The 23522-nt window shown below is 74.3% G+C and carries 20 protein-coding genes; 5 read left to right on the top strand and 15 right to left on the bottom strand.

Translation table 11 applies throughout. From position 1 onward, the window contains the following. Positions 1-249: 249 nt before the first annotated feature. Complete coding sequence (locus AC07BS_RS29275) at positions 250-843, top strand: helix-turn-helix domain-containing protein (protein ID WP_478648040.1); 594 nt, start codon at positions 250-252, stop codon at positions 841-843. After that, positions 840-2171 carry an MFS transporter gene (locus AC07BS_RS29270; RefSeq protein WP_478934988.1) on the top strand — a complete coding sequence of 444 codons (1332 nt, stop codon included), beginning with the start codon at positions 840-842 and terminating at the stop codon, positions 2169-2171. The genes AC07BS_RS29275 and AC07BS_RS29270 overlap by 4 nt, the downstream gene beginning before the upstream one ends. 375 nt (positions 2172-2546) lie before the next feature. Here AC07BS_RS29270 and AC07BS_RS29265 read toward each other — a convergent pair whose 3' ends face one another. Beyond that, a complete protein-coding gene (locus AC07BS_RS29265) occupies positions 2547-4151 on the bottom strand; it encodes an MFS transporter (RefSeq protein WP_478934987.1) in 1605 nt (534 codons plus the stop codon). Positions 4152-4288: 137 nt separating this feature from the next. Here AC07BS_RS29265 and AC07BS_RS29260 point away from each other — a divergent pair, with 137 nt between their 5' ends. Beyond that, positions 4289-5332: an Lrp/AsnC family transcriptional regulator gene (locus AC07BS_RS29260; RefSeq protein WP_478934986.1), complete on the top strand. Its 1044-nt coding sequence runs from the start codon at positions 4289-4291 to the stop codon at positions 5330-5332. Between the two features lie 19 nt (positions 5333-5351). Here AC07BS_RS29260 and AC07BS_RS29255 read toward each other — a convergent pair whose 3' ends face one another. Both AC07BS_RS29255 and AC07BS_RS29250 read right to left on the bottom strand, forming a co-directional pair. After that, positions 5352-5687, bottom strand: coding sequence for an MmcQ/YjbR family DNA-binding protein (locus tag AC07BS_RS29255; RefSeq protein ID WP_478648033.1), 336 nt, complete (start codon positions 5685-5687; stop codon positions 5352-5354). A 44-nt stretch (positions 5688-5731) separates the two neighbouring features. Beyond that, positions 5732-6418 carry an SMI1/KNR4 family protein gene (locus AC07BS_RS29250; RefSeq protein WP_478934985.1) on the bottom strand — a complete coding sequence of 229 codons (687 nt, stop codon included), beginning with the start codon at positions 6416-6418 and terminating at the stop codon, positions 5732-5734. 56 nt (positions 6419-6474) lie between these two features. Here AC07BS_RS29250 and AC07BS_RS29245 point away from each other — a divergent pair, with 56 nt between their 5' ends. Then, a complete protein-coding gene (locus AC07BS_RS29245) occupies positions 6475-7170 on the top strand; it encodes a hypothetical protein (protein WP_478934984.1) in 696 nt (231 codons plus the stop codon). On the opposite strand, the gene AC07BS_RS29240 is transcribed toward AC07BS_RS29245, so the two are convergent. From AC07BS_RS29240 to AC07BS_RS29220, 5 genes are all read right to left on the bottom strand, one after another. Then, positions 7156-8214 (bottom strand): chitinase, encoded by a 1059-nt coding sequence (locus tag AC07BS_RS29240; RefSeq protein WP_478934983.1) that lies wholly within the window; start codon positions 8212-8214, stop codon positions 7156-7158. The genes AC07BS_RS29245 and AC07BS_RS29240 overlap by 15 nt on opposite strands. A 31-nt stretch (positions 8215-8245) precedes the next feature. After that, positions 8246-9544 carry a wax ester/triacylglycerol synthase domain-containing protein gene (locus AC07BS_RS29235; protein WP_478934982.1) on the bottom strand — a complete coding sequence of 433 codons (1299 nt, stop codon included), beginning with the start codon at positions 9542-9544 and terminating at the stop codon, positions 8246-8248. Between the two features lie 98 nt (positions 9545-9642). Continuing rightward, positions 9643-10248: an antibiotic biosynthesis monooxygenase gene (locus AC07BS_RS29230; RefSeq protein ID WP_478934981.1), complete on the bottom strand. Its 606-nt coding sequence runs from the start codon at positions 10246-10248 to the stop codon at positions 9643-9645. 96 nt (positions 10249-10344) lie between these two features. Further along, entirely contained in the window at positions 10345-11016 is a 672-nt protein-coding gene (locus tag AC07BS_RS29225) for a DUF4360 domain-containing protein (protein ID WP_478648027.1), read from the bottom strand. 73 nt (positions 11017-11089) lie between these two features. Then, complete coding sequence (locus AC07BS_RS29220; RefSeq protein WP_478648025.1) at positions 11090-11731, bottom strand: DUF4360 domain-containing protein; 642 nt, start codon at positions 11729-11731, stop codon at positions 11090-11092. 184 nt (positions 11732-11915) lie between these two features. Between AC07BS_RS29220 and AC07BS_RS29215 the strand changes: the two genes are divergently transcribed. After that, a complete protein-coding gene (locus tag AC07BS_RS29215) occupies positions 11916-12533 on the top strand; it encodes a nucleoside deaminase (RefSeq protein WP_478934980.1) in 618 nt (205 codons plus the stop codon). Positions 12534-12608: 75 nt separating this feature from the next. Here AC07BS_RS29215 and AC07BS_RS29210 read toward each other — a convergent pair whose 3' ends face one another. From AC07BS_RS29210 to AC07BS_RS29180, 7 genes are all read right to left on the bottom strand, one after another. Then, on the bottom strand, positions 12609-13517 hold the full coding sequence (locus AC07BS_RS29210) for a DODA-type extradiol aromatic ring-opening family dioxygenase (RefSeq protein WP_478648022.1): 909 nt from the start codon (positions 13515-13517) through the stop codon (positions 12609-12611). Between the two features lie 6 nt (positions 13518-13523). Next, entirely contained in the window at positions 13524-14495 is a 972-nt protein-coding gene (locus AC07BS_RS29205; RefSeq protein WP_478934979.1) for a quinone oxidoreductase family protein, read from the bottom strand. Next, a complete protein-coding gene (gene asnB / locus AC07BS_RS29200) occupies positions 14495-16453 on the bottom strand; it encodes an asparagine synthase (glutamine-hydrolyzing) (RefSeq protein WP_478934978.1) in 1959 nt (652 codons plus the stop codon). Before asnB ends, AC07BS_RS29205 begins: the two co-directional genes overlap by 1 nt. A gap of 17 nt (positions 16454-16470) precedes the next feature. After that, a complete protein-coding gene (locus AC07BS_RS29195) occupies positions 16471-17985 on the bottom strand; it encodes a 4-hydroxyphenylacetate 3-hydroxylase family protein (RefSeq protein ID WP_478648016.1) in 1515 nt (504 codons plus the stop codon). After that, positions 17982-18842: a TauD/TfdA family dioxygenase gene (locus AC07BS_RS29190; protein ID WP_478648015.1), complete on the bottom strand. Its 861-nt coding sequence runs from the start codon at positions 18840-18842 to the stop codon at positions 17982-17984. Before AC07BS_RS29190 ends, AC07BS_RS29195 begins: the two co-directional genes overlap by 4 nt. 74 nt (positions 18843-18916) lie before the next feature. Then, positions 18917-19930, bottom strand: a complete 1014-nt coding sequence (locus tag AC07BS_RS29185) for an L-tyrosine/L-tryptophan isonitrile synthase family protein (protein WP_478648014.1) — start codon at positions 19928-19930, stop codon at positions 18917-18919. Between the two features lie 78 nt (positions 19931-20008). Next, a complete protein-coding gene (locus tag AC07BS_RS29180) occupies positions 20009-23194 on the bottom strand; it encodes an AfsR/SARP family transcriptional regulator (RefSeq protein WP_478648013.1) in 3186 nt (1061 codons plus the stop codon). Positions 23195-23522: the final 328 nt, after the last annotated feature.

Genomic DNA, 23522 nt, shown 5'->3' with positions numbered 1-23522 from the left:
CCGTTTCCCGGTCGACGGCGCCGTGCGACCCAGCCATTGTTAGCGGCCCGAAAACCCCCTGACAAAGGGTGTGACCTACGACCAAACCCCGTAAAGCGGACCCAAGATTCACCACTAAATGTCCGAATTAAGCAGAATTCTGGCCACGAACTTCCTTCGTATGTGACGCAGGCCCCATGAGGGGCCTCACAGCGAACCCGGTTGCAGAGAACTCTTTGCAGAGAACTCTCTGCGATCTACGATGCGCTCATGACGCACACACCGGCCCCACGTCCCACCCGTCGCCTCGACGCCCGCAGCCTGCGCGGCCTGGCCCATCCCCTGCGCATGCGCATCCTGGACCTGCTCGGTCTGGAGGGCCCGGCCACCGCGACCCTGCTGGCCGGCCGGCTCGGCGAGAACACCGGCACCGTCAGCTGGCACCTGCGCCACCTCGCCGAGCACGGCTTCATCGAGGAGGAGACCGGGCGCGGCACCCGGCGCGAGCGCTGGTGGAAGCGGACCGGCATCGCGAACGAGCTGAACATCGCCGACTTCCGCGACGACCCGGACAGCAGTGGCGCGCTGTCCGTCTACCTCCACGAGCTGGTGCAGCAGTACTTCGGCCGGGTCCTCACGTATGTGACGGAGGAGTGGGACGAGGAGTGGCGCGCGGCGGGCACCGTCTCCGACTGGCGTGACCTGCGCCTCACGCCCGAACAGCTCGCCGTGCTCAACGCCGAGCTGATGGCCGTCGTCGCCCGCCACACGCCCGCCCCGGACGCCGAGCCCGCCCCCGGCGCCCTGCCGGTCGTCGTCCAGCTCCAGTCCTTCCCGCGGAGAGAACGGGGCGACGCGTCATGACCCGTGACCGCGATGTCCGCGCGGGCGGTCTGCTGCGCCGCCACCGCGACTTCCGGCTGTTGTGGTGCGGGGAGACGGCCGGCAGGTTCGGCGCCTCCGTGACCGGGGTCGCGATGCCGCTGATCGCGGTGTCGGATCTGGGCGCGAGCACGCTCGAGGTCGGGCTGCTGAGCGCCGCCGCGTGGCTTCCCTGGCTGCTCATAGGGCTGCCGGTCGGCGCCTGGGTGGACCGGCACCGGCGCCGGCCCGTCATGCTGGGCGCCGCCGGGGTCTCGCTGGCGCTGTTCGGTGCCGTCCCGGTCGCCGCCGCGCTGGGGCGGCTGAGCATCGGCCTGCTGCTGACCGTGGCCCTGCTGACGGGCGCGGCCGCCGTCGTCTTCCAGACCGCCTACACCGCCTATCTGCCCGGCATCCTGGCGCCCGAGGAGCAGGCCGAGGGGAACGCGAAGCTGCACGGCAGCGCGTCGGCCGCGCAGATCGCCGGGATGGGCTCCGGCGGGCTGATCACGCAGGTGGCGGGCGCGGTGAACGGGTTGCTGGCGAACGCCGCGACCTTTCTGGTCTCCCTCGTCTGCCTGGCGGGCATCCGGCACCGCGAGCCCCGCGTCCCCCGGACCGGGCGCCGCCGGGGAGCGCTGGCCGAGGAGGTCGGCGAGGGCCTGCGGCTGGTCGCGGGCGATCCCTGGCTGCGGACGCTGACGCTCTTCGGGGCGGCCTCGAACCTGGCGCTCATGGGGTACCAGTCGATCCGCGTGGTCTTCCTCGTCCGTGACGTGGGGCTGGCACCCGGGCCGGTCGGGGCGCTGGTGGCGGCCGCCGGGGCCGGGGGCGTCGCCGGGGCCTTCCTGGCCCGCCGGGTCGCCGCCCGGTTCGGTACGGCCCGCGGCACGCTGGTGTGCGAGGTGGGGTTCGCGCTGTTCGCCCTGCTCGTTCCGCTGACGGACGGCGGCGCGGGGATGGTGCTGTTCGTGGCGGGCGGTTTCTGCGTGTCGGCCGGCGTCGTGGCCGGCAACGTCATCAAGGCGGGCTTCCTGCAGAGCTACTGCCCGCCGGAGCTGCTGGGCCGGCTGACCGCGACCACGGCGTTCCTCAATTACGGGACGATCCCGCTCGGGGCGATGCTCGGCGGGGTGCTCGGCACGGTGCTGGGGCTCCGCACGGCCATGTGGATCACGACGGCGGGCGTCCCGCTCGCCGGTCTCGTGCTGGTCTTCTCGCCCATCGGACGGGTCAGGGACCTGCCGGGCCCGCCGGAGCCGGGGCCGGTGCCGGTGCCGGTGCCGTCGCGGGCGACGGCGGAGGAGCGGGCCGCTCGCGGGCGCCGATGAGCCCGCGAGCGGGTGGGGGCGGCCGACGGGGCCGGCCGTCCGGGAACGCCCTGGACGGCCGGGCGCGAAGCGGCGACCACGGCCCGGACCGGGCCCGGGGTCTGTCCCAGGCCCTGCCGCTCGGCCGACCCCGAGGCCTGTCCCGGTTCCTGTTGCCCTAGGGCCTGTCCGGCGGATCTTCGCGGGCTCCCGACGCTCCCCCAGCTACCGCTGGGGGTGCCCCCAGGCACGCACGCTCGCCGCGTTGTCGGGATCACCCAAGTACGCCCGGTACGAGGGCGCCCCTCCGCCTTGCGATCTCCCCCAGCTACCGCTGGGAGGTGCCCCCAGCGCCGGACGCCGCTCGCTGATCCACGAAGATCCGCCGGACAGGCCCTAGGCCGCCGCTCCCGCCTTCTCGCCCTGCTCGCCGGCTCGCTCACCGGCCGTCTGCCGGGGGCCGCCGGGGCCGGCCGGGGCGCCGCCCTGGGGGCGGGGTGCGGGACGGACCAGGGCCAGGACCAGCAGGCCGCCCGCCGCGGCGGCGACGGCCGCCCACAGGAAGACCCGGTCGAGGCCGGACGCGAAGGCCTCGCGGACGAGGTGCTCGGTCTGCTCGCGCACCCCCGCCGGCGCGGCCTCGATCATGCGGTGGGCCTGACCACCGGCCAGGGCCGAGGCGGCGTCGTGCGGGTCGGGGGCCGTACCGGAGTCCTTGAGCACCGTCTCGACGCGGCTGGTGAAGACGGCGCCCAGGCCGGCGATCGCCAGGGTCATGCCCAGCTGCCGGAAGGTGCTGACGGCTCCGCCGGCCATGCCCATGCGCTGGGGCGGCACGGTGCCCATGGCGGCCGAGACCAGGACGGGCATGGACAGTCCGGCACCGGCGCCGGTCACGCACAGTCCGGCGATGACCGCCGACCGGCCGGCGTCGGCCGTCATCCCGGCGTTCAGCAGGAGCATGCCGCACGCGACCACGAGCAGGCCGAGGCCGATGGGCAGGCGGGGGGTGAGCCGCTGGAGGTAGCGGCCCGCCACGAGGGAGACGACGAAGGAGACCACGGCCAGCGGCGTCAGCGAGAGGCCGGCGTCGATCGGGCCCAGGCCCTCGACGGACTGGAGCCACAGCGAGAGCAGGGCCAGGCCGCCGAACGCGCCGCCCTGGAGAAGCAGCGCGCCGCCCATCAGGCCGGCGAAGGAGGGCCTGCGAAGGAGGCCCAGGTCGAGCATGGGCTGGCCGCCCGTCCGCTCGGCCCGTGTCTCGGCCGTCACGAAGGCGATGAGCGCCACCACCGCGACCGCGAAGGCGCCGAGGGTGAGTCCGGAGGTCCAGCCGGCCTCGCTGCCGCGGATGAGGGCGTAGGTGAGGGCGGCGGCCGCGACGGTGAAGGTCACGGCGCCGGGGACGTCGAGGCGTCCGGTGGGGGCGGCGGTCCCGTGCCCGGCGCGCCGGTCGGGCGCGATGACGCGCAGGGTCAGGGCGACGGCGACCGCCGCGATCGGCAGGTTGACCAGGAAGACGGCCTGCCAGCCGATGTGCTCCGTGAGGAGCCCGCCGAGCAGGGGGCCGGCCGCGGCGGCGGCGCCGTTGACGGCGCCCCAGACGCCGAAGGCGGTGCCGCGGTCGCGGCCCTGGTAGGTGGCGCCGAGCAGGGCCGTGGTGGTGGCGAACATGGCGGCGCCGCCGATTCCCTGGACGGCGCGGCTGGCCACCAGGACGCCGGCGTTCGGCGCCAGGCCGCAGGCCAGGGAGGCCAGGGCGAAGAGGATCAGCCCGGCCACGTAGAGCCTGCGATGGCCGAAGCGGTCGGCCAGCGAGCCGGCCGCCAGCAGCAGGGCGGCCAGGGCGAGGGCGTAGGCGTCGACCACCCACTGCAGGGAGGAGAAGCCGGCGTGCAGGTCGGCGGCCATCTGCGGCAGCGCCACGTTCACGATCGTGACGTCCACCAGCAGGATGAACGCGCCCAGCGAGACAGCCACGAGCGGCCGCCATTTACGCATTGAATCTCTCGTTTCGTGAAGTGTTGAGGGGGGTGACGGGTGGGGGGTCGGTCGGGTAGAGCCTGCGGTGACCTTGGTCCGTGCCCACAGCCGATGCCCTGTCGACGGCGATTTTCGACTTCTCGTAGGCTTAGATGGTGGATATCGACACCCAGCGGGCGGCGCTTCCCGCGCTCGACGCGCAGGACCAGCCCCTCGCCCATGCCCTCCAGATCGACGGGCGGGCGCCGTTCAGCCGGATCGCCGAGGTGCTGGGGGTGTCCGACCAGACGGTCGCGCGGCGCTACACCCGGCTGCGCACGACGAACACGCTGCGCGTGGTGGGTATCACCGATCCGCTGCGGGTCGGTGACACGCCCTGGTTCGTGCGGGTGCGGTGCACGCCGGACGCGGCCGCCTCGGTCGGCGAGGCGCTGGCGCGGCATCCGGACACCAGCTGGGTGAAGCTGACCTCGGGCGGTACGGAGATCATCTGCAACGTCCGGTCGCGCGACCCCGACCTCGGCGGCGAGGGGCACGCCCTGCTGCTGCAACGGCTGCCGCGCACGCCGCGGGTGGTGGACGTGTCGGCGCACAGCCTGCTGCACATCTTCTTCGGCCAGGAGCGCAGCGTGGTCAGCAAGGCGGGGCCGCTGACGCCGGAGCAGGTCGCGGCGCTCACGCCCGCCGGGGCGCCGGCGGTGCGGCCGGACGAGCCGGCCGCACCGTACCCCCTGGACGCGCAGGACCACCGGCTGCTGACGGTGCTGGCGCAGGACGGCCGTGCGCCCCTGGCGGAGCTGGCGGCGGCCACGGGGTGGTCGCAGAGCACGGTCCGGCGCCGGCTGGCGGAACTGCGCGCGGCGGGGGCGCTCTACTTCGACCTCGACTACCACCCGCGGATCCTCCACCAGGGGTTCCGGGCGACCCTGTGGTTGCAGGTGGAGCCGGCGCGGCTCGACGCGGTGGGGCGGGCGCTGGCCGAGCATCCGGAGGTGCCGTTCGCGGCGGCCACCACGGGGACCACCAATCTGTGCGCGAGCATCAGCACGCACGACGCGGGGTCGTTCTACCGCTATCTCACCGGCCCGGTGGCGTCCCTGCCGGGCGTCCAGCACGCGAGCACGGCCCCGACCCACCGCATCCTCAAGGGGGCGGGCCCGGTCTGGCCGGCAGCGGGGACGGGCGGAAAGAAGCCCTGACGGGTTCCTTTGCGGGGGTCTACGGCAGGGCGTCGGCCAGGCGCTCGGGCGCGGCCTGGCGCCACGAGTCGACGAGGATGTCGCGGAGCTCGTCCAGGTCGTCGAGGGCGGCGAGCCGTACGCGCACCCAGGAGGAACTCGCCTCGTGCGGCGGGACCCAGAACTTGTGCGGCTCGGCCGCGATCAGCTCGGCGCGCTCGTGCCGGGGGCAGCGGACCGCGAACGACGTCCCGTCGTCGGGGACGGTGATGTACATCTTTCCCGCGACGCGGAAGGTGGGCATGCTCCACGCCTCCTTCTCGACGGTCTCCGGCAGGGAGAGCGCGATCCGGCGGACGTCATCAGCGTTGATCATGCCCACCACCTTAAGCAGCCCCGAACCGGGACGACCGCGGCGAGTCACACCTGGCCCCGGAGCCACTCCTCCCAGCCGGGCCACTCCACATGCTCCGGCTGCCACGGCTCCCACAGGAGGCGGCCCTCGTCGACGGTCGCCTCCCATACGTCGTCCTCGGCGAACTCGACGACGCGCTCGTCGCTCTCCAGCGCGTCCGCCACGGCCGCGAGCAGGGCGGCGGGCGAGGCGCGGTGCGCACCGCCGGGGAACCGGACGCGGGGGTCGTCCCTCGTGTACTCCCCCACCCGCCCCCACGACGGGCCCGGGGCCAGGTCGACGAAGACGTGGTCCCTGCCGTCGGTCCGCGCGAAGGGGACGCACAGACGGTGCCAGAGAGGCTCGGCGCCGGAGCCGCGGGGCACCCGGTCGAGCTCGCGGTCCGTCTCCCCCGGCGACAGACCCGCCTGCCGGCACGCGTAGGCAGCGTCATCCCGTGCCTCCCGGCGCACCTCGGCGATCTCGGCGGCCGCGACCAGCGCGCCCCCGGAGGGGAGCAGCCCCACCCCGCCCGAGCCGTCGTGGCACCGCAGCGACTCGATCAGATCACCGGGGAGCGGCACGCCCAGATCCCGCCGCACACGGGCGAGGGCCTCCTCACTCGCCGGCCCCGGCAGATCGGCGTACTCCAGCGGGGCGTTGACACGCAGCCACCCCTCGATGCGCTCCCAGGAGCGCTTCACCGTGTCCATCCGACCATGATCCCTCGCGGATCGCGGGCCGGGGGCAGCCCCTAAGCTCGCCCCTCATGGATGACGACGTGCGCAACATCGTTCTGGGGCTGGTCGCCAGTGGGATCAGTGGTGCGGCGGGGTGGTTCGTCAGGACGCTCCTGTGGCGGCGGCAACTGCGGCGGAAGCAGACCTTCCTGGGGTTGCCCGGCGGTTCGGAGTGTCTGCTCGTGGTGAACCAGGACCCCAGCGCGAGCCGGCACAGCGTCTCGCGGTACGACACCTTCGCGCTGCTCGAACTCTCCGCGCTGATCAAGGAGTGCGGGGCGACCGCGGACATCGTCGTTCATGACGACGCCCGGCAGGGCTTCGGCACCCGGACCGAGTTCTGCGTGGGAGGCCCGGTCTCGAACCGGCGCACCGAGGCGCACCTGCGCACCCTCCTGCCCGGGGTCGAGGTGAACGACGGGGGCGCGTTGACCATCGGCGGAGAAACGTATCGCCTGGAGATGGGCCGGGCGGAGTACGTGCTGCTGGCCCGGATCACGGGGCCGGACGGCGGGCGGCCCGTCTTCCTCGCCTCCGGGCAGCGCGCGATCACCAATCAGGCGGCCATACGCTACCTCGCCCGCCACCACGTGGCGCTGGCGCGTGAGCACGGCCTGGACGGAACGTTCTGTCTGCTGCTGAAGGTCGTCGGCTCGGACGTCTACGGGCCCGATATGACCGAGCTCGTCGCCGACGTCACCGCGGCCGCGTCAACGGCCCTGTAACTGCCTGACGTTGTCGCCGAAGGTCCAGTTTCTGGAGCCGTCCCAGTTGAGGGACCAGGTCATCAGGCCCTTCAGCCCATTGCCGTAGCCGTTCCAGGCCTGTTTCACCAGGCTGGGTGTCATATACCCACCGCCCGCGCCCGGTTGCGCCGGCAGGCCCGGTACCTGCTTGTCGTACGGCACCCGGATCGTCGTCCCCTGCACGACCAGGCCCTTGTTCAGGCAGTCCGTCTGCGCGGTGAAGCCCTGGACCGTGCCCGCCGAGTACGAGTCGCCCGAGCAGCCGTACATGCTGCCGTTGTAGTACTGCATGTTGAGCCACCACAGGCGGCCGTTGTCCGCGTACTTCTTCACGATCGGCAGGTACGCCCCCCAGATCGAGCCGTACGTCACGCTGCCGCCGGTGACGTAGGCGGTCTCGGGGGCCATCGTCAGGCCGAAGCCCGGGGGCATGCGGTCGAGCACGCCGTCGATGATCCGGATCAGGTTGGCCTGCGAGGCGGAGAGTCTGCCGATGTCACCGCTGCCCGTCAGGCCGGTCTCGATGTCGATGTCGATGCCGTCGAAGTTGTAGGCGCGCAGGATGGGCACCAGGGTCTCGACGAAGCGGTCGGCGACGGTGGCCGAGTTCAGGTCGATGCCGGCGGCCGCGCCACCTATGGACATCAGGACGGTGGCGCCGTCCGCCTTGGCCCGGCACATCTCGGCCGGCGTGGCCACCTTCACGCCCGCGTCCATCCCGTCCTCCCACAGCGCGGTGCCGTCGGGGAGGATCACGGGGAACGCGGCGTTGAGCACGTTGTAGCCGTGCTGCCGGATGCGGGGGTCCGTGATCGGTGTCCACCCGAAGGGCGGGTGGACACCGTTGGCCGCTCCGTCCCAGTTCTCCCAGTACCCCTGGAGCACCTTGCCCGAGGGCTTCGGCTTCACCGCGCACGTGTCCTCGCGCGGCGCGCCCGCCGCGGCGGCGACGGGCCCCTGCGCGGTGAACGCCATCGTCAGGGCCGCCGCTCCGGCCACCAGCAGGCGTAACAGACCGGTCATGTCCCGACCGTAGGGCGGGCCCCACCCACCGTCAATAGGTCTGGACCAAGCCCAGCGCCTGCCTCCAGTACCCCGGGAGCGTCCCGGTGTGCGCGAGCGCCTCGTCGTACATCAGCGCGCACCGCACGGTGTCCGGGGTGCGGGTGATCGACACATACGTCGGCAGGTTCTCCTGCCCGTTGTAGACCATGGACGCGGCGGTGAGCCGGGCGCCGAAGCACGTGAAGGCCTCCGGGAACGCGATGCTGCTGGCGCTGACCGGGAACGCCCGCGGGTTGCCCATCGTCCGGACGGTCCAGTCCGCGAGGCGCGGCACCAAGGGCTTCGCCAGGGCGGTGCGGGCCGCGTCCCGGCGGCGCGTGCGCCGGACGGCGGCGGACTGGCGGCGCACCCGCGCGACGGCCTCGCCCAGGCTGTCCGCCGAGCACGGCAGCAGCAGGCGGTGGGTGGCCACGCGGTTGCCCGGGACATGGGTCTCGTGGGGCTGCCGAGTGGACATGGGGATGAGGACCGGCAGGTCGGGGCAGCCGTCCGGGCTCTCCGCCCGGTCGTGGCGCCACGCGCGGAGGGCGAGCGCGAGGCCGGCGAGGCAGATGTCGTTCACGCCCGCGTCATGGAGGTCCGCCAGGGCGCGCAGGCGGGACGTGGGCATGTCGGCGTACGTCCAGGAGGAGTGTCCCGCCGGGGCGTCCGCCTGGAGTTCCGGCCAGCCGCGTTCGTCCCGCAGGGAGCGCAGGACGTCCCACCCGGCGCGGAGCATGCCGGACGGCCGGGGCCGCCGGGCCGGGTGCGCGTACGGGCCCGGGGCCGCGGTGTCGGCCAGCAGGGCGAGGGCGGAGTGGGCGGCGCCGACGCCGTCCTGGACGGCGTGGTGGACACGGAAGCAGATCCGGAACCCTTCGAGCCCGGGACCGGTGAGGAGCCGTACGTCCCACGGCGGCCCGGCCGGCAGCGGCAGGCGCAGGAGCGCGCCGGCGGCCGCGTCGAGGTCCGGCCGCCCGGTCAGGTCCGTGCGGCAGCGGATGTGCGCCGCGCCGTCCAGGGCGGCGGGGACCGCCCGCCACGCGCGGCCGCGCCCGTCGGGGACGAGGTCGTTGAGGGCGGGGAGGGCGGCCGCCCGGGCGACGACTCGGGCGGTCAGTTCGGCTCCGCCGGGGGCGGGGCCGGCGAAGTCGAGGAAGAAGCCCGTCGTCGGCCGGTGGGTGCTGACGCGCCGCAGGAAGGCCCGGTCGACGGGGCCGACGGGGTGGCCGGCGAACGGCTCCGCCGTGGGCGCGACGGCTTCGGGGGGCCGCGGGTCGGTGACGGTCCTACCGGGTCTCTCGGACATGCGCCCTCAGCATTCATCAGCCGTCGTCGCCGGTGGTGAGACACCCCCGCCCGCACCTCACCCTATGTCATATAAGCCATCATTCCCGGCATTCCCCCTCACCGGACCGCCGAGCCGTACAGCCGGTAGCGGGCGAGCTCGATGCCGTCGAGGTGTTCCGCCTCGTCCTCCGCCCCCTCCGCCCATTCGGAGATCTCCACCACGCGCCGCCCGTCGGTCGCGAGGTGGAGGTGGGCACCGAGCAGTCCCGGCCGGGGGCGGTCCCGCACCGCGTCGGCCCGGGCGTCGGCCCAGGCGCGCTGGGCGCCGGGGGTGCCGTCGGTCTCGTGCCAGGCGACGGCGAAGAGCCCGGCCTCGGCGCCCGGGTCGAGGACGACGCCGCGGTCCGGCCGCGTACGGTCCAGCCGGGGGCGTTCGATGCCGGGGACGAGCTCGTCGATGCGGGCGACGCGCGCGGCGCGGCCGTCCCGGGCGAAGGCGAGGTGGTCCTCGGCGCTGGTCCACTGACCGTGGATCAGCAGCTCCGAGCCGTCCACGTGGAGGAAGACGTGGGTGGCGAGCACGAGGGCGGGGGCGTCCGGGGCCGTCCAGGTCGCGAGGAGCGCGTCGGCCGCGGTGCGCGAGCGGCCGGGGTCGCCGGTGACCCAGCGGCTGATGAGCGTGATGCCGGCGTCGGGGTGGCGCAGGGTGGTGAGGCGTGTCATGCCGGAAACGATCACACCTCGACCGCACTTGAGGTCAAGCCGGCGGCGTCCGGGCCGGGCCGCCATGGCGGACGCCGTCGGCCGAGCGGCGGCCCCTCAGCGGGGGCACTGCTTCCAGGCGAAGTGGTAGAGGGTGCTGATGTTGCCGTCCGTCGAGTCCATCGCCAGGAAGCTGGTGGTCTTGGCGGGGTCGGACGTGCCCGCGTCCACGCGGAGTTCGGTGTTGATGTTGAAGTAGCGGATGGCTCCGCAGGGCGCGTAGATCACCTGATCGATGTCCGTGGTGTCGGACGTCTGCCAGTTGTCGTTGAGCGGCCCGGTGAAGTGGTGGTTGACGTAGGCCGTCTGCGACATGCCCTGGAAGTAGTAGTTGGCCCGCTCCAGGCCCGTGGCACCCTTCTCCAGGTGGCCGAAGCCGCGGTAGTCGGCCTGGGCGACCGCGTAGGTGAAGCCCTGGGGCACGTGGACGTTCAGGCTGAGCTGGCAGTTCTTGCGGAAGTCGGTGGGCTTGGAGCCGACGCCCACCTGGGCGACGTAGTTGCTGTACGAGACCGTGAAGGCGGTGTTGTCCGGGGAGACGGTCACATTGGCCGTTCCGGTGGGACAGCCCGAGCCGTTGACGGCGACCACATCGATCACGATCTTGTCGGGCGGGGGTACGCCGTCACCGGGCCACCCGGCCCCGTGCGACGCGGACGCCGCGTGGGCCGGGGCCGAGGCGGCCAGGAGCGCCACGACCGCGCAGGCGGTCAACACCGGTCTGGACATGAGATCCCTTCCACTCGCTGAAGGCCCGCCGCGGCGTGGCGCTCCCGACTGTGTCTGCCGTGCGGCTCACGGGTCAGGGACATTCCTTCCAGGCGAAGTGGTACAGGGTGTTGACATTGCCGTCGGTCGAGTCCATCGCCATGAAGCTGTTGGTCGTCGCCGGGTCGGAGGAGCCGGCGCCGACGCGCAGCTCGGTGTTGACGTTGAGGATGCGCGACATGCCGCAGGGGGCGTAGACGAGCGCGTCGACGTCGGTGACGTCGGACGTCTGCCAGTTGTCGCTGACGGGGCCGGCGAAGCGGTGGCTGACGGCCGTGGTGTTGGGCGAGCCCTGGAAGTAGTAGCTGGCGCGCTCCAGGCCGGTGGCGCCGCGCTCCAGGTGGGCGAAGCCGCGGTAGTCGGCCCGCGCGATGGCGTAGGTCCAGCCCTGCGGGACGTGGACGTTCAGGCCGAGCTGGCAGTTCTTGCGGAAGTCGGTCGGCTTCGAGCCGACGCCCACCTGGGCCAGGTAGTCGCTGTACGTGACGGTGAACGCGGTGTTGTCGGACGCGACGGAGACGGCGGCGGTCCCGGCGGGGCAGCCGGAGCCGTTGACGGCCGCCACGTCGATGACGACCCGGTTCGGTGGCACGCCGGGCTCTTCGGCGGACGCGGGTGTGTGCGCGGCGGCGACGAGCGTGAGCGCCGCTCCGGCGATCATCGCGGGTCTGAGCATCGGAGGTCCCTTCCCTGGGTTCGGGCCGGATTCGTGCGGTCCATGCCACCACCGCCCTGGGGGCATGTACAGGTCAGGTTGAGCCGACCCCTTATGCCCCCGTATACGACCCGGGCCCCTCCGGAGCAGTGCGTTCCGCGGGATTCCGCCGCCCCGGCGCCCCTCAGGGTGCTAGGACGGTACGGTGCTGACACCCTCTCCCGGCCGGCGGAGCGTCCTGTACGCCGCGGCCGCCGCCGCGATCGCCGTCCCGTCGCCCGCCGCCGCCTCCCCCTCGCCCCGCGTACGGGCCCTGACCGGCCCCGAGTGGGACGGCGACTGGCCGCCCCGGCTGCGGGACGCGATCGCCCGCGCGATGCCGGCCGCCGTGGACCACGCACGACGTTCGGCCATGTGGCCCTTCGGGGCCGTGCTGGTCGACGCCACGACCGGCGCGGTGACGGCCGGGGCGGGCAACACCACCGAGAGCGGTGACCTCACCGCGCACGCGGAGATGAACCTCCTGCGCTCCGCCACGAAGGCCGAAATCCGACTGTCCGGCCAGATCGCCGTCAGCACCGCCGAACCCTGCCCGATGTGCGCCGGAGCCCTGGTGTGGAGCGGGGTGCGCGGCATCGCGTACGGCACCTCGATCGGCCGGCTCGTCGCGATGGGCGTGGCCCAGATCGACGTGCCGCTCGCCGAGATCGTCCGGCAGTCGCACCTGACCCGGCCCGCCGTGGCCCACGCGGTGCGCCCGGACCTCACCGACCCGCTCTACCTCGGCCTCTCCCGCGACCACGGCCGGCCGCCGCGGCCCTGATCCCGCGCGCACGCCCCTGGCCGCCCCCGCCGTGACGGCGAGGGCGGCCGGGAACGGGCGACCCGTGAGGGGCACTCAGCGGACGGGCGGCCCGTCGTGCGGCCCGTCGAACCAGAGGTGCGCCTGACCGGTGCCGATGCCGTTCTCGTACGCGCCGTACAGCCGACCGCGTGCCCGGCACGCGGGACCGCCGAGCGCGCCCGCCAGCATCAGGTAGTGGCCGAACCGCCCCTCGGGGGCGAACCGCAGGTACTCCGGCATGGTGGCGATCACCTGGTCGTGGCGCCCCTCCTCCAGCCAGGCGATCCGCCGCTCGTCCGCCGCCCGGGCCTCGGGGGTGACGATGTGGGCCGGGTCCCCCGCCATCCGGTCGCGCAGCTCGGCCAGCGGCCGGAAGCGGTGGGACAGACCGCCCGAGGCGATCAGCAGGACCCGCCGGCCCGCGTCGGCGATCCCCTCGGCGACGGCCTCGCCGAGCGCGAGGAAGTCCTCCGTCGTCGCCGTCCGGCACACCGAGACCGACACCCACGGCCTGCCCGCCCGGCCCAGGTACGTCCAGAGGTTGAGCGTGGCGTAGTGCACGGGCAGGTACGGGTCGTCGTTGGCCTCCAGCCACAGCGACCGCCGGCGGCCCGCCGCCGCGACGGCCCGGGCCAGCTCCGGGTCCCCCGGCATGTCGTACGGCAGCCGGCTGAGGGCGCCCGGCATCTCGTCCGACGTGAACAGCCCGGCGCGCCGCGGATGGGCGGTGATCACCGCCTCGGTGGTCGTCGCCCAGTGGCTGTCGAACACCACGACCGTGTCGTACGCGACCGTGTCGGCCACTTCCCGGGCCAGCCGGGCGAGTCCGGTCGCGAGGGTGAAGTCACGCCCCCCGTTGGCCTCGATCCGCCACCGCTCGGGGAACATGATGACGGGGGCGTGCGAGAGCAGTCCCGCACCGGCGATGCCGCCCATGGTGCCCTCCTTCGCGTTCGGGGTCATCCGGGGTCAGGGAACGAGCAGGAGCTTGCCGGAGGTGCGCCGGGCCGCGAGGTCGGTGTGGGCGCGGTGCGCCTCGGCGAGCGGGTACGTGCCGCCCACCGTGAACCGCAGCGTGCCGTCGGCGATCGCGCCGAAGACCTCCCCCGCCCGCCACTCGAACTCCTCGACGGTGGCGCGGAAGTGCTCCAGGTAGGGGCGGGTGAGCGTGAGCGAGCCGCCCCACAGCAGCCGCATCACGTCGACGGGCGGCACCGCGCCGCTGGCGCCGCCGTGGACCACCAGGGTGCCCCGGACGCGCAGCGAGTCCAGGCTCGCGTCGAAGGTGGCGGCGCCGACGCCGTCGTAGACCGCGTGGACGCCCTCCCCACCGGTCAGCCGGCGCACCTCGGCGGCCAGGTCCTCGGTCTCGGTGCAGCGGATGACCTCGTCGGCGCCGTTCTCCCGGGCCGCGCGTTCCTTCCCGGGGGTGGAGACCGTGCCGATGACGCGGACGCCGCGCCGCTTGAGCAGCTGGGTGAGGAGCAGTCCCACCCCGCCGGCCGCGGCGTGCACCAGGACGGTGTCGCCCTCGCGCGCCGGATAGGAGTCGTGGGCGAGGTAGTGGGCGGTCATGCCCTGGACGAGCATGCCGCCGGCCTCGCGCAGATTGATGCCGTCGGGCACGACGATGGCCTTGTCCTCGGGGACGACCACGCGCTCGGCGTAGCTGCCGAGGACGGTGGTCCAGGCGACCCGGTCACCGGGCGCGAAACGGGTGACGCCGGGCCCGGTGGCGAGGACGATGCCCGAGCCCTCCTCGCCGGGGACGCACGGCACGGGCAGCGGATACCGGCCTTCGCGGCGGTAGAGGTCGATGAAGTTGACGCCTGCCGCGGCCAGTTCGACGAGGATCTGTCCCTCGCCGGGTACGGGGTCGGGGCGCTCGGTCCAGAGCTGTACCTCGGGTCCGCCGGTCTCGCGTATCTCGATGGCTCGCATCAGTTCGTTCCCTTCGTTCCGGTGAGGCCCGCCGGGACGGGCCCGGCGGTGGTGTCCGAGACCGTGGGGTCCGGGGCCGTGGGGTCCGTGGGCCGGGCCGGGCCGTCCAGCTCCACGTCGTAGGCGCGCGCCCAGGCGTCGAGCCGGACGGTGGACTCCACGAGGATCCGTTCGAACTCCGACAGGCTGCCGGTCGCGGTCTTCGCGGTCGTCCGCCGCACCGCGTCGCCGTCCAGGTACGGGCCCAGCGGTGCCCCCGCTTCGCCGGCCGCCGCCGTGAGGCCCGTGATCAGGGCCCGGTCGTAGGCGGGGTCCTGGATGGAGGGGTAGGCGGCCTTCCGGCGGCGCAGCACCGACTCCGGGAGCAGGTCGTCGGCGGCGGCGCGCAGCAGCGCCTTCTCCTGGCCGCTGAAGACCTTCATCTCCCAGGGGACGTTGAAGACGTACTCGACGAGGCGGTGGTCGCAGAACGGCACCCGGCCCTCCAGGCCGGCGGCCATGCCCATGCGGTCCTTCTTGTCGAGCAGGATGGGCAGCCAGCGGGTCAGCGTCAGGTAGCCCAGCTCCCGGGTCCGCCGGTCCTCGGCGCCCTCGCCGTCGAGCAGGGGCACCTCGGCCAGCGCGGTGCGGTAGAGGTCGGCCTCGTACTCCGCCAGGCCGATGCCGTCGACGAACCAGGGGTGGAAGAGCGAGCGGGGGTCGAGGCCCCGGTGGGCGCCCAGCTTGAGCCAGGGGAAGGTCTCGGCGCGCCGTGCCTCGGGGTCGGAGAACCACAGGTAGCCGCCGAAGACCTCGTCGGCGCCCTCCCCCGACAAGGCGACGGTCGCGTGCTCGCGCACGGCGGTGAACAGCAGGTGGAGGGAGACGTCCAGGTCCGCGAAGTTGAACGGCAGGTCCCAGGCGCGCAGGACGGTCCGGCGGACCTCCGGGTCGAGGAGGCGGGCCCGGTCGAGGACGACGGCGTGGTGATCGCTGCCGACGTGGCGGGCCACTTCGAGGGCGTACGGGCCGTCGGGGGTGGGACGGATGGGGTCGGCCCGGAAGTTCTCGGTGTGGCCGGTGAAGTCCACGGAGAAGGTGGAGAGCCGCTCGCCGTCGGCGGCCCGGGCGCGGGCGGCGAGGGCGGTGACCGTGCTGGAGTCCAGTCCTCCCGACAGCAGCGAGACCAGGGGGACGTCGGCGACCATCTGGCGCGGGACGATGTCGTCGAGCAGGTCGCGGACCGTGGCCACCGTGGTCTTCAGGTCGTCGGTGTGCGGGCGGGACTCCAGCCGCCAGTAGCGCTCCTCGGTGACGCCGTCGCGCCCGACGCGCAGCAGGTGGCCGGGCTTGAGCTCACGCATGCCGCGGAAGGGCACGCGGCCGGGGGTGCGCAGGAACAGCAGCGCGTCGCAGAGCTCCTCCGCCCCCGCGCCCGCCTCGGCCAGGGGGTTGGCGAGGACGGCCTTGGGCTCGGAGCCGAAGAGCACGCCGCCGGGCGTGGGGTGGTAGTAGAGGGGCTTGACGCCCAGCCGGTCGCGGACCAGCAGCAGTTCCTCGCGGGCGGTGTCCCACAGGGCGAGGGCGTACATGCCGTTGAGCCGGTGGACGAAGTCCTCGCCCCACTGGAGGTAGGCGCGCAGGGCCACCTCGGTGTCGCTGCGGGTGGCGAAGCGGTGCCCGAGCAGGACCAGTTCCTCGCGCAGCTCGCGGAAGTTGTAGATCTCGCCGCCGTAGGAGATCACCGCTCTCGGGAGGCCGCCGGGGCCCTCCTCGGGGGTGCGCATGGGCTGAGCGCCGTGCTCGAGGTCGATGATCGACAGCCGCCGGTGTCCCAGCGCGACGTGGGTGTCGCGCCAGACGCCGCGGGCGTCGGGGCCCCGGGCGATCAGGGTGTCGGTCATGGCGTCGGTGATCCCGGCCGCGTCGGGGCCGGTGAGGTCGCGGGTGAAGTCCACCCATCCGGTGATGCCGCACATGTGTTTCCGCGCTCCGTTCAGTCGGTGTGGGCCGGGTCGAGCCAGGGGCCCCGGCGCCAGCCGTCGAGGTCGTAGTCGTCGAGGCACTCCTGCACCAGCGCCTCGCAGCGGGCCAGGCCGCCGCGCCGGGTGGCCCAGCGCAGCGCGTCGAGCCGGACCTGCTCGCCGTTGCCCGAGTAGTTGCGCTCGTAGAGCTCGTGGCGGCCGCCGAACTCGGTGCCGATGGCGTCCCAGGCCAGCTTGAGGAGCTTGATGCGGTCGACGGCGTCGCCGTCCGAGCCCCGGTAGAAGCGGTCGATGAGGGGCCGCAGTTCGGGGTTGGCCAGGTCGCGGGCGCTGGAGGGCACGGCGAGCGGCGACCCGCCGAGCGTGGTCTCGAACAGCTCGTGGACGCGGTCCCAGACCTGGGCGTTGTACATGCGCAGGGCGGAGGCGTGCTCCAGGCGCGGGACGACCGTGCCGCCGGTGCCCGGTTCGGGGTCGTGGGCCATCGCCGTGGTCAGGGCCCACACCATGTCGCGCATGGTGAGGATCTCGCCGACGGCGGCCTGGACGCCGCGGAACTCGTCGGTGCCGTTGGCCCGGGTGCCGCGGGCGAGGAGCCCGGCCATCAGGTCCAGCTTGACGCTGAGCCGGGTGCCGCTCTGGAAGTTGTAGAGGTTGGGGAAGCCGGAGGCGGCGTAGAAGCCGGTGGCGCGCTCGATGTCGCGGTGGACGAGGACGTCCTCCCAGGGGATCAGGGCCTCGTCGAGCAGGAGCACGGCGTCGTTCTCGTCGAAGCGGCTGCTGAGCGGCGCGTCGAAGGGGCTGCCGGCGTGCCGCCCGTACGGGGTGCGGCAGACCAGCTTCACCCCGGGGTTGTCCATCCTGACGAAGAACACCAGGGCGAACGGCTCGGCCTTGCCGGGCGCGAGGACCGCGGAGCCGACAGGGGCGACGAAGCCCGCGTTGGTGATGGCGGAACCGGTCGCCAGCATCTTCGCCCCGCTGACGACGACGCCGGCGTCCGTCTCGCGCACGGCGCGCACGAACACGTCCTCCATGTCGTGGATCGGCCGCTTGCGGTCGAGGGGCGGGTTGATGATGACGTGGTTGAGGTAGAGGGCCCGGCTGGTGAACTCGCGGTACCAGGCGGTGGCGTTGGCGGCGTAGGGCCCGTAGTAGTCGGCGTTGACGCCGAGGCCCGCCATGAAGGACGCCTTGTACTCGGGGGTGCGGCCGAGGAAGCCGTAGCCCATCCTGGCCCAGGTGGCGATGGCCTCGCGGGCCTCCACCAGTTCGGCGGCGGAGCGGCTGGGCTTGAAGAACTTGTGGGTGCGGAAGCCGGTGTCCGGGTCGGTGGCGGTGAGCACGTCGGCGGTGGCCGGGTCGTGGAGGGCGTCGTAGAGCCGGGCCACGGACAGGGCGGAGTTGCGGAAGGCGGGGTGGCGGGTGACGTCCTTGACGCGCTCCCCGTCGACGTAGACGTGCCGGCCGTCGCGCAGGCTCTCCAGATACGTCTCGCCCGTCATCAGGGCGTCGCGGGCGGTCATCGGACCAGGCCCGGGTTGTCCAGGGCCGGGGTGCCCAGCACCTGGACGCGGCGCAGGTGGCGGGGGGCGCCGCTGGTGAAGGCGTTTCGGCCGTGCAGCAGCGTGTAGTTGTCGGTGACGACGACGTCGCCGGTCTCCCAGACATGGGCGTAGAGGTGCGCGGGGTCGTACAGCGCGGCGCGCAGGGTGCGGTGGGCCCCGGCGAGTTCGTCGTCCGGCAGGCCGGTGAAGACCAGGTCGGGGTGGTTGACGAAGTCGCTGCCCGCGGCCGCGGTGGGCTCGTTGTAACGGATGACGGGGGCGCCGTGGACGGGGTGCGCGGTGACGACGGGCGAGACGGTCGTGCTGTCGTAGAACTCCATCGCGCGGTGGTAGGTGCCGGTCATCCGGGACCAGCGCTCGACCGTGGCCGGGTCGGTGTTCGCGAGGACGGCGGTGGTGTGGGAGAAGGTGGTCTCGCCGCCGTTGCCGGGGCCGGGCGCCCGCACGCACTGGAACACCTGGAACTCGGGTATCTGCTCGCGGTACATGCCGTCCCAGTGCATCGGCATGTGGCTGTGGTCGAAGATGTGGTCCTCGGGCCGCTCCTTCTCGACCAGGTCGAGGACGGTGCCGAAGGGCCAGACGCTGGGCTCGCCCCACCGCTCGCAGTAGGCGGACAGCTCGCCGGGACCGGCGAAGGGCTCGAAGCCGCGGAGCAGCAGGACGTGGTGCTCCTGGACGAGCGAGCGCAGGGCGGCCACGTCGAGGTCCTCGATCCGGGCGCCGGGCCCGGTGGCCCGTATCGCCACGCCGAAGGGGTCGATCGTGGTGACGGCGTACCGGCTGTCGGGCAGTACGCGGCGGTCGGCGGTCATGGTGTTCTCCAGTGATGGTGGGGGGACGGACGCTCCGGGACGGGCGCTCCGCGGCGGATGCCGCGCGGGGCGCCTCACGCGCAGCGGGCGTGTCCGGACGGCTCGTGGCGCGCGGGCCGGGGCGCGATGCGGGCGACGTCGGCGGGGTCCAGTTCGTAGTGGCTGGGGCGGCCGGCCACATGGACGAGCCGGGCGCCCGCGAGCTCGGCCTCGGCGCGCTTCATCAGGGTGAAGCGCTCGCCGGAGCGGACGGCGACGCTGTGCCAGGGCGTCAGCCAGGCGTCGGGGGTGTCGGCGAGCAGGATGCCGATCTTGTCCGTGGCGCACGGCTGGGGGTGGATCGACAGCCGGATCGCGTCGGGGAACAGCTGGTCGAGCAGGAAGCCCCAGGCCTTGCTGCGCTGGATGACGCGGTAGGCGAGGGCGCGGCATCTGCGCTGGAGGGCGGAGCGGGTGCCGGTGTAGTCGGGGGTGGAGAGGTCCTCCAGCATGAAGCGGGTGATGCCCCGGTACATCGCCAGGGGCGCCCCGCCGGCCCGGACCTCCGCGCGCAGCTCGTCGAGCGTCGGGGCGTGGCCGGCGGAGAGCATGGCGCGCATGTCCTCGTGCCCGGCGCCGCTGTAGACCTCGTCGAGCGTGAACTGCTCCAGGTGCGTGGCGCCGATCCGGGTGAGCATGGCGTCGACCCCGCGGACGTAGCCGGTGACGTCCTCGTCGCTCACCCCGAGCAGGTCGTTGAAGACCCGGCCGTCGGAGCACAGGAGGATGCGGGCCCCGGGCGGGTGGATCGCGGCGACGCGCTCGCACAGGTCGTCGAGGAAACGCAGGGCGAGTTCCTCGGCCAGGTCGGGCAGCGGGCCCAGGACCTTGGCGGGGTTGGGCGACTTCGTGGGGAAAGCCGGCAGGACGAACTCGATGCGGCGGCCGGACTCCATGGCGGCGCGCACCGCCGCCAGGTGGTGGCGGACGCAGCGCGGGCAGACTTCTCCGGCGCAGCCGCCGTCGCGCATCCTGCGCTGGTGGGACAGGACCTCCCGGAGCACTGCTTCGGCGGCCAGTTCGGTATCGGGTGCGGCAGGGACGTTCACCGCGCCTCCCTTCGTGGACTGGGTACCACCGTGCTCGGGAGGCGCATGAGAAACGCACAAGGGCGCGCGGCGGGCCCTTCAGCGCACCGCGAAGGGGCAGTGCGAGGGGTCCGCCGGGGCGCGTCCCGACGGGGCCGCGGCCCGGGCGAGGGCGCTGAGGTCCCGGCGCGCGGCCTCGCCCCAGTGGGGCATGCGCAGCACCCGGAAGGCGGTGAGCGCCTCGGCGAGCCGGCTGGTGGCGCGGGCGGTCTCGCCCTGCGCGGCGTGGGCCTTGCCCAGCCAGTACGAGGTGAGGGCCTGGCCCCGGCGCTCGCCGAGCTCGGTGAAGATGGCCGCCGCCTCGGTGAGCGGCGCCACGGCGCGCGGTGCCTGGTCGGCGCCGAGGCGTACGTGGATCCGGCCGAGCGTGACCATCGCGTACGCCTCGCCGGGGCGGTGACGGACCATCCGGTAGCCGGCGAGGGCCCGGTGGGTCTGCCGGGCGGCCAGGCCCAGCCGGCCGCGGGCGACCTCGGCCACGGCCAGCAGCTGGAGGACGTCGGCGAGCAGCAGCGGGTGGCCCAGCCGCTCGGCGGTCTCCAGGGCCGGCCCGAGGGCCTCGACGGCCTCGTCCTCGCGCCCCCGGCAGACGAGCGCGTAGCCGAGGCTGCGCAGGGCGAGGACCGTGCCGTGCGCGTCGCCGAGGCGGCTCATGGCGTCGGCCGCGGACCGGGCGTCGTCGTGGGCGAGTTCCGCCAGGCCGCGGTCGGCGACGGCGAACGCGCGGTGGGTGCGCAGGCGGGCCGCGTGGTGGTCCTCGCCCAGCGCGTCCAGCCGGTCGATGGCCTCGGCCCAGCGGGCCCGCGCTTCGTCGGCCCGGCCGCGCACGGCGCAGGCCCGGGCGAGGGAGCCCTGCGCCACCGCGACGCCGGCCGGGTCGCCGTCGGCCCGCGCGCGGTCGAGCGCGGCCTGGGCGACCCGGTCCCACTCGTCCCACCAGGTGCGCAGGTGGCAGACGTCCTCCAGGGCGGAGGCGAGGGCGGCGACCTGGGGGCCGTAGCCGGTGCCGGCGGCGAACTCGACGAGGGTGACCAGGCCGGTCCGCTCGTTCTCCAGCCAGCCGACGAGGTCGCCCGGTCCGCCCCGGACGAGGTCGGCCGGCTCGCCGCGCAGCAGCTGGTCGCCGGCGGCGCGTACCCGGGTCAGGCAGCCGTCGAGGACCCGGGCGGTCGCGGCCCCGCGCCACGCCGCCGGCTCCTCGGCCAGGACGCGCTCGGCGGCGTGGGCGTGCAGGAGGTCGTGGAGGCGGTAACGGGGCCGCCCGACGGCGTCGGTGCCCTCGATCTGGACGAGGTGCGCGGCGAGCAGCGCGTCGAGCAGGACGGCGGCGGTCCCCTCGGGCGCGCACCCGGGGTCGTCGGCGTCGAGGAGCGCGGCGAGGGCCCAGCCGGGGAACCGCGGCGCGGGCAGCAGCCCGACGGCCCGGAAGGCCCGCGCGACACCGGCGGGCAGCCCCCGGTAGGCGACGGCTATGGCGGCCCGCACGGCACCGCCTCCGGCGGCGTCGGGGGCGGGGGCACCGGGACCACCGGCCGCGGCGACAGCACCCTCCGGACCGAGGAGCGCGACGGCCCGGGCGGGAGCGCCGGAAGCGCCGGGGGCATGGACCCCCGACGCGGGAAGGCACCCCGGGCCGTCGGCCGCGGCACCCGGCGTCGGGCCGGGCCCCGCGGCGCCCGCCGGGACGGCTGCCGCCAGACGGTCGGCCAGGCAGCGGGCGCGCCAGTGGGGGTGGGCGGCGAGGGTCGCGCCCGCCAGGCGGAGGGCGAGCGGCAGGCCGGCGCAGGCGGCCACGACCCGGTCGGTGGCCTCGGGGTCGGCGGCGAGCCGATCGGGGCCGGCCGTGCGGCGCAGCAGCAGGCGTGAGGCGTCGTCGTCGAGCGGGGCGACGTCGATGAGGTGGGCGCCGGCGGGGGCGGCGGGTCTCTCCCGGCCGGTGACCAGGACGGCGCAGCCGGGTATGCCGGTGAGCAGGGGGCGGATCTGGGCCTCGTCGCGCGCGTCGTCCAGGACCACCAGCACCCGGCGTCCGGACAGCATCAGCCGGAACATGGCGGCCCGGTCCACGGTGGCCTCGGGCAGGGAGGAGCCGGCGACGCCGAGGCCGCGCAGCAGGTCCGCGAGGACCGCTCCGGCCGCGCGCCGGGGGCCGCGGGTGCCGTCCAGGCGCAGGAAGAGGCGGCCGTCGGGGAAGGCGTGGCGCAGGAGGTGGGCGAGCCGGACGGCCAGGGCGGTCTTGCCGACGCCGGGCGGCCCGGTGAGGATCACCACGGGGGCGGCGGCCGACGGCCCCCCGGCCGTGGACGCGGCGACGGGCGGTGCGGCGGCGGGTTCCAGGAGCGCGGCGGCGCGGGACAGCACGAGGTCCTGGCCGACGAAGTCGGCGGTGTCGGGCGGCAGTTGGTTCGGGGTGCGCCAGGCGGGCAGGGGCCGGGCGGGCCGCAGGGGCGCGGGGGCGGTGCCCAGGGCCGGGTCGCGGACGAGGATCGCGCGGTGGAGGCGGCGGAGCTCCTCGCCGGGTTCGAGGCCGAGTTCCTCGCGGAGGGCGGCGCGGGCCTGCGCGTAGGACCGCAGCGCGTCGCCGGGGCGGTTGCTGCGGTACTGGGCGAGCATCAGCTTGGCCCACAGCGATTCCCGCAGCGGCTGCCGGGCCGTCTGTTCGCGCAGCAGGGCGGCGGCCTCGCGGTGTTCGCCGAGCGCGAGGCGCGTCTCGGCGTAGTCCTCGACGGCGGTCAGCCGCGTCTCCTCCAGGCGGACGGCCTCGATGCGCAGGGCCTCGTGGTGGGTCACGCCGTCGAAGGGCTCGCCGCGCCAGAGGTCGAGGGCCTCGCGCAGGTGGCAGGCGGCCCGGTGGTGGTCGCCGAGGCCGAGCGCGGTGCGGCCGCGCGCGGCGAGGTCCTCGAAGCGGTGGAGGTCCAGTTCGTCGGGCCGGACGCGCAGTTGGTAGCCGCGGTGGCCGAGGCTCAGCCGGTCCTCGCCGGAGCCGGGGCCGAGCGCCTTGCGCAGGGCGGCGACGTAGCTGCGGACGTTGGCCTGGGCGGAGGCGGGCGGGTTCTCGCCCCAGAGGGCGTCGCAGAGCCGGTCGGCGGTCACCGGGACGTCGGCGTTGACCAGCAGCGTGGCGAGGAGGGTCCGCTGCCGGGGGCCGCCGAGCGACAGGACGCGGCCGTCGGTGACGGCCTCCAGCGGCCCCAGCACCTTGAACTCGACGCGCGGAAGCTCCACCGCGTGGACCGCCCTTCTGTGAACGGCACGGGACGGTGGGCGCGTGATGCCCCGTCACTCGTGTTCGTTGCGATTCGAACAATGTCCGACAACCCTATGGGCTGTACGGGGGTCGCAACTTCCACTTGCGGTTCCCACGGCTCCGCGGGTGTCCGGACCGTGACGCCTCCCGGCGCCGGTCGTTCACAGGACGGGTGCACGAAAGCCTGGCGGGGGGGGGGGGGGGGGTCCGGGGGGGCGGGGGGGGGGGGACCCCCCTCCCCCCCCCCCAGGGGCAGAAAGAGAGGAAGAAAACAAAGACGCACCCCCACCCCCGGTCAGGAGAGTG

The sequence above is a fragment of the Streptomyces sp. NPDC044063 genome (genome assembly GCF_056434285.1).
This window is presented reverse-complemented; position numbering and strand designations above follow the sequence as displayed.

Bases quoted from the DNA above. Each gene is read 5' to 3' on its own strand.
- AC07BS_RS29230 (WP_478934981.1), bottom strand. From the start codon at position 10,248: ATGACACGCCTCACCACCCTGCGCCACCCCGACGCCGGCATCACGCTC.
- asnB (WP_478934978.1), bottom strand. From the start codon at position 16,453: ATGTGCGGCATCACCGGATGGGTGGACTTCACCCGCGACCTCACCGGC.
- AC07BS_RS29205 (WP_478934979.1), bottom strand. From the start codon at position 14,495: ATGCGAGCCATCGAGATACGCGAGACCGGCGGACCCGAGGTACAGCTC.
- AC07BS_RS29225 (WP_478648027.1), bottom strand. From the start codon at position 11,016: ATGTCCAGACCGGTGTTGACCGCCTGCGCGGTCGTGGCGCTCCTGGCC.
- AC07BS_RS29220 (WP_478648025.1), bottom strand. From the start codon at position 11,731: ATGCTCAGACCCGCGATGATCGCCGGAGCGGCGCTCACGCTCGTCGCC.
- AC07BS_RS29275 (WP_478648040.1), top strand. From the start codon at position 250: ATGACGCACACACCGGCCCCACGTCCCACCCGTCGCCTCGACGCCCGC.
- AC07BS_RS29240 (WP_478934983.1), bottom strand. From the start codon at position 8,214: ATGACCGGTCTGTTACGCCTGCTGGTGGCCGGAGCGGCGGCCCTGACG.
- AC07BS_RS29255 (WP_478648033.1), bottom strand. From the start codon at position 5,687: ATGATCAACGCTGATGACGTCCGCCGGATCGCGCTCTCCCTGCCGGAG.
- AC07BS_RS29265 (WP_478934987.1), bottom strand. From the start codon at position 4,151: ATGCGTAAATGGCGGCCGCTCGTGGCTGTCTCGCTGGGCGCGTTCATC.
- AC07BS_RS29250 (WP_478934985.1), bottom strand. From the start codon at position 6,418: ATGGACACGGTGAAGCGCTCCTGGGAGCGCATCGAGGGGTGGCTGCGT.
- AC07BS_RS29195 (WP_478648016.1), bottom strand. From the start codon at position 17,985: ATGACCGCCCGCGACGCCCTGATGACGGGCGAGACGTATCTGGAGAGC.
- AC07BS_RS29245 (WP_478934984.1), top strand. From the start codon at position 6,475: ATGGATGACGACGTGCGCAACATCGTTCTGGGGCTGGTCGCCAGTGGG.
- AC07BS_RS29190 (WP_478648015.1), bottom strand. From the start codon at position 18,842: ATGACCGCCGACCGCCGCGTACTGCCCGACAGCCGGTACGCCGTCACC.
- AC07BS_RS29270 (WP_478934988.1), top strand. From the start codon at position 840: ATGACCCGTGACCGCGATGTCCGCGCGGGCGGTCTGCTGCGCCGCCAC.
- AC07BS_RS29210 (WP_478648022.1), bottom strand. From the start codon at position 13,517: ATGACCCCGAACGCGAAGGAGGGCACCATGGGCGGCATCGCCGGTGCG.
- AC07BS_RS29235 (WP_478934982.1), bottom strand. From the start codon at position 9,544: ATGTCCGAGAGACCCGGTAGGACCGTCACCGACCCGCGGCCCCCCGAA.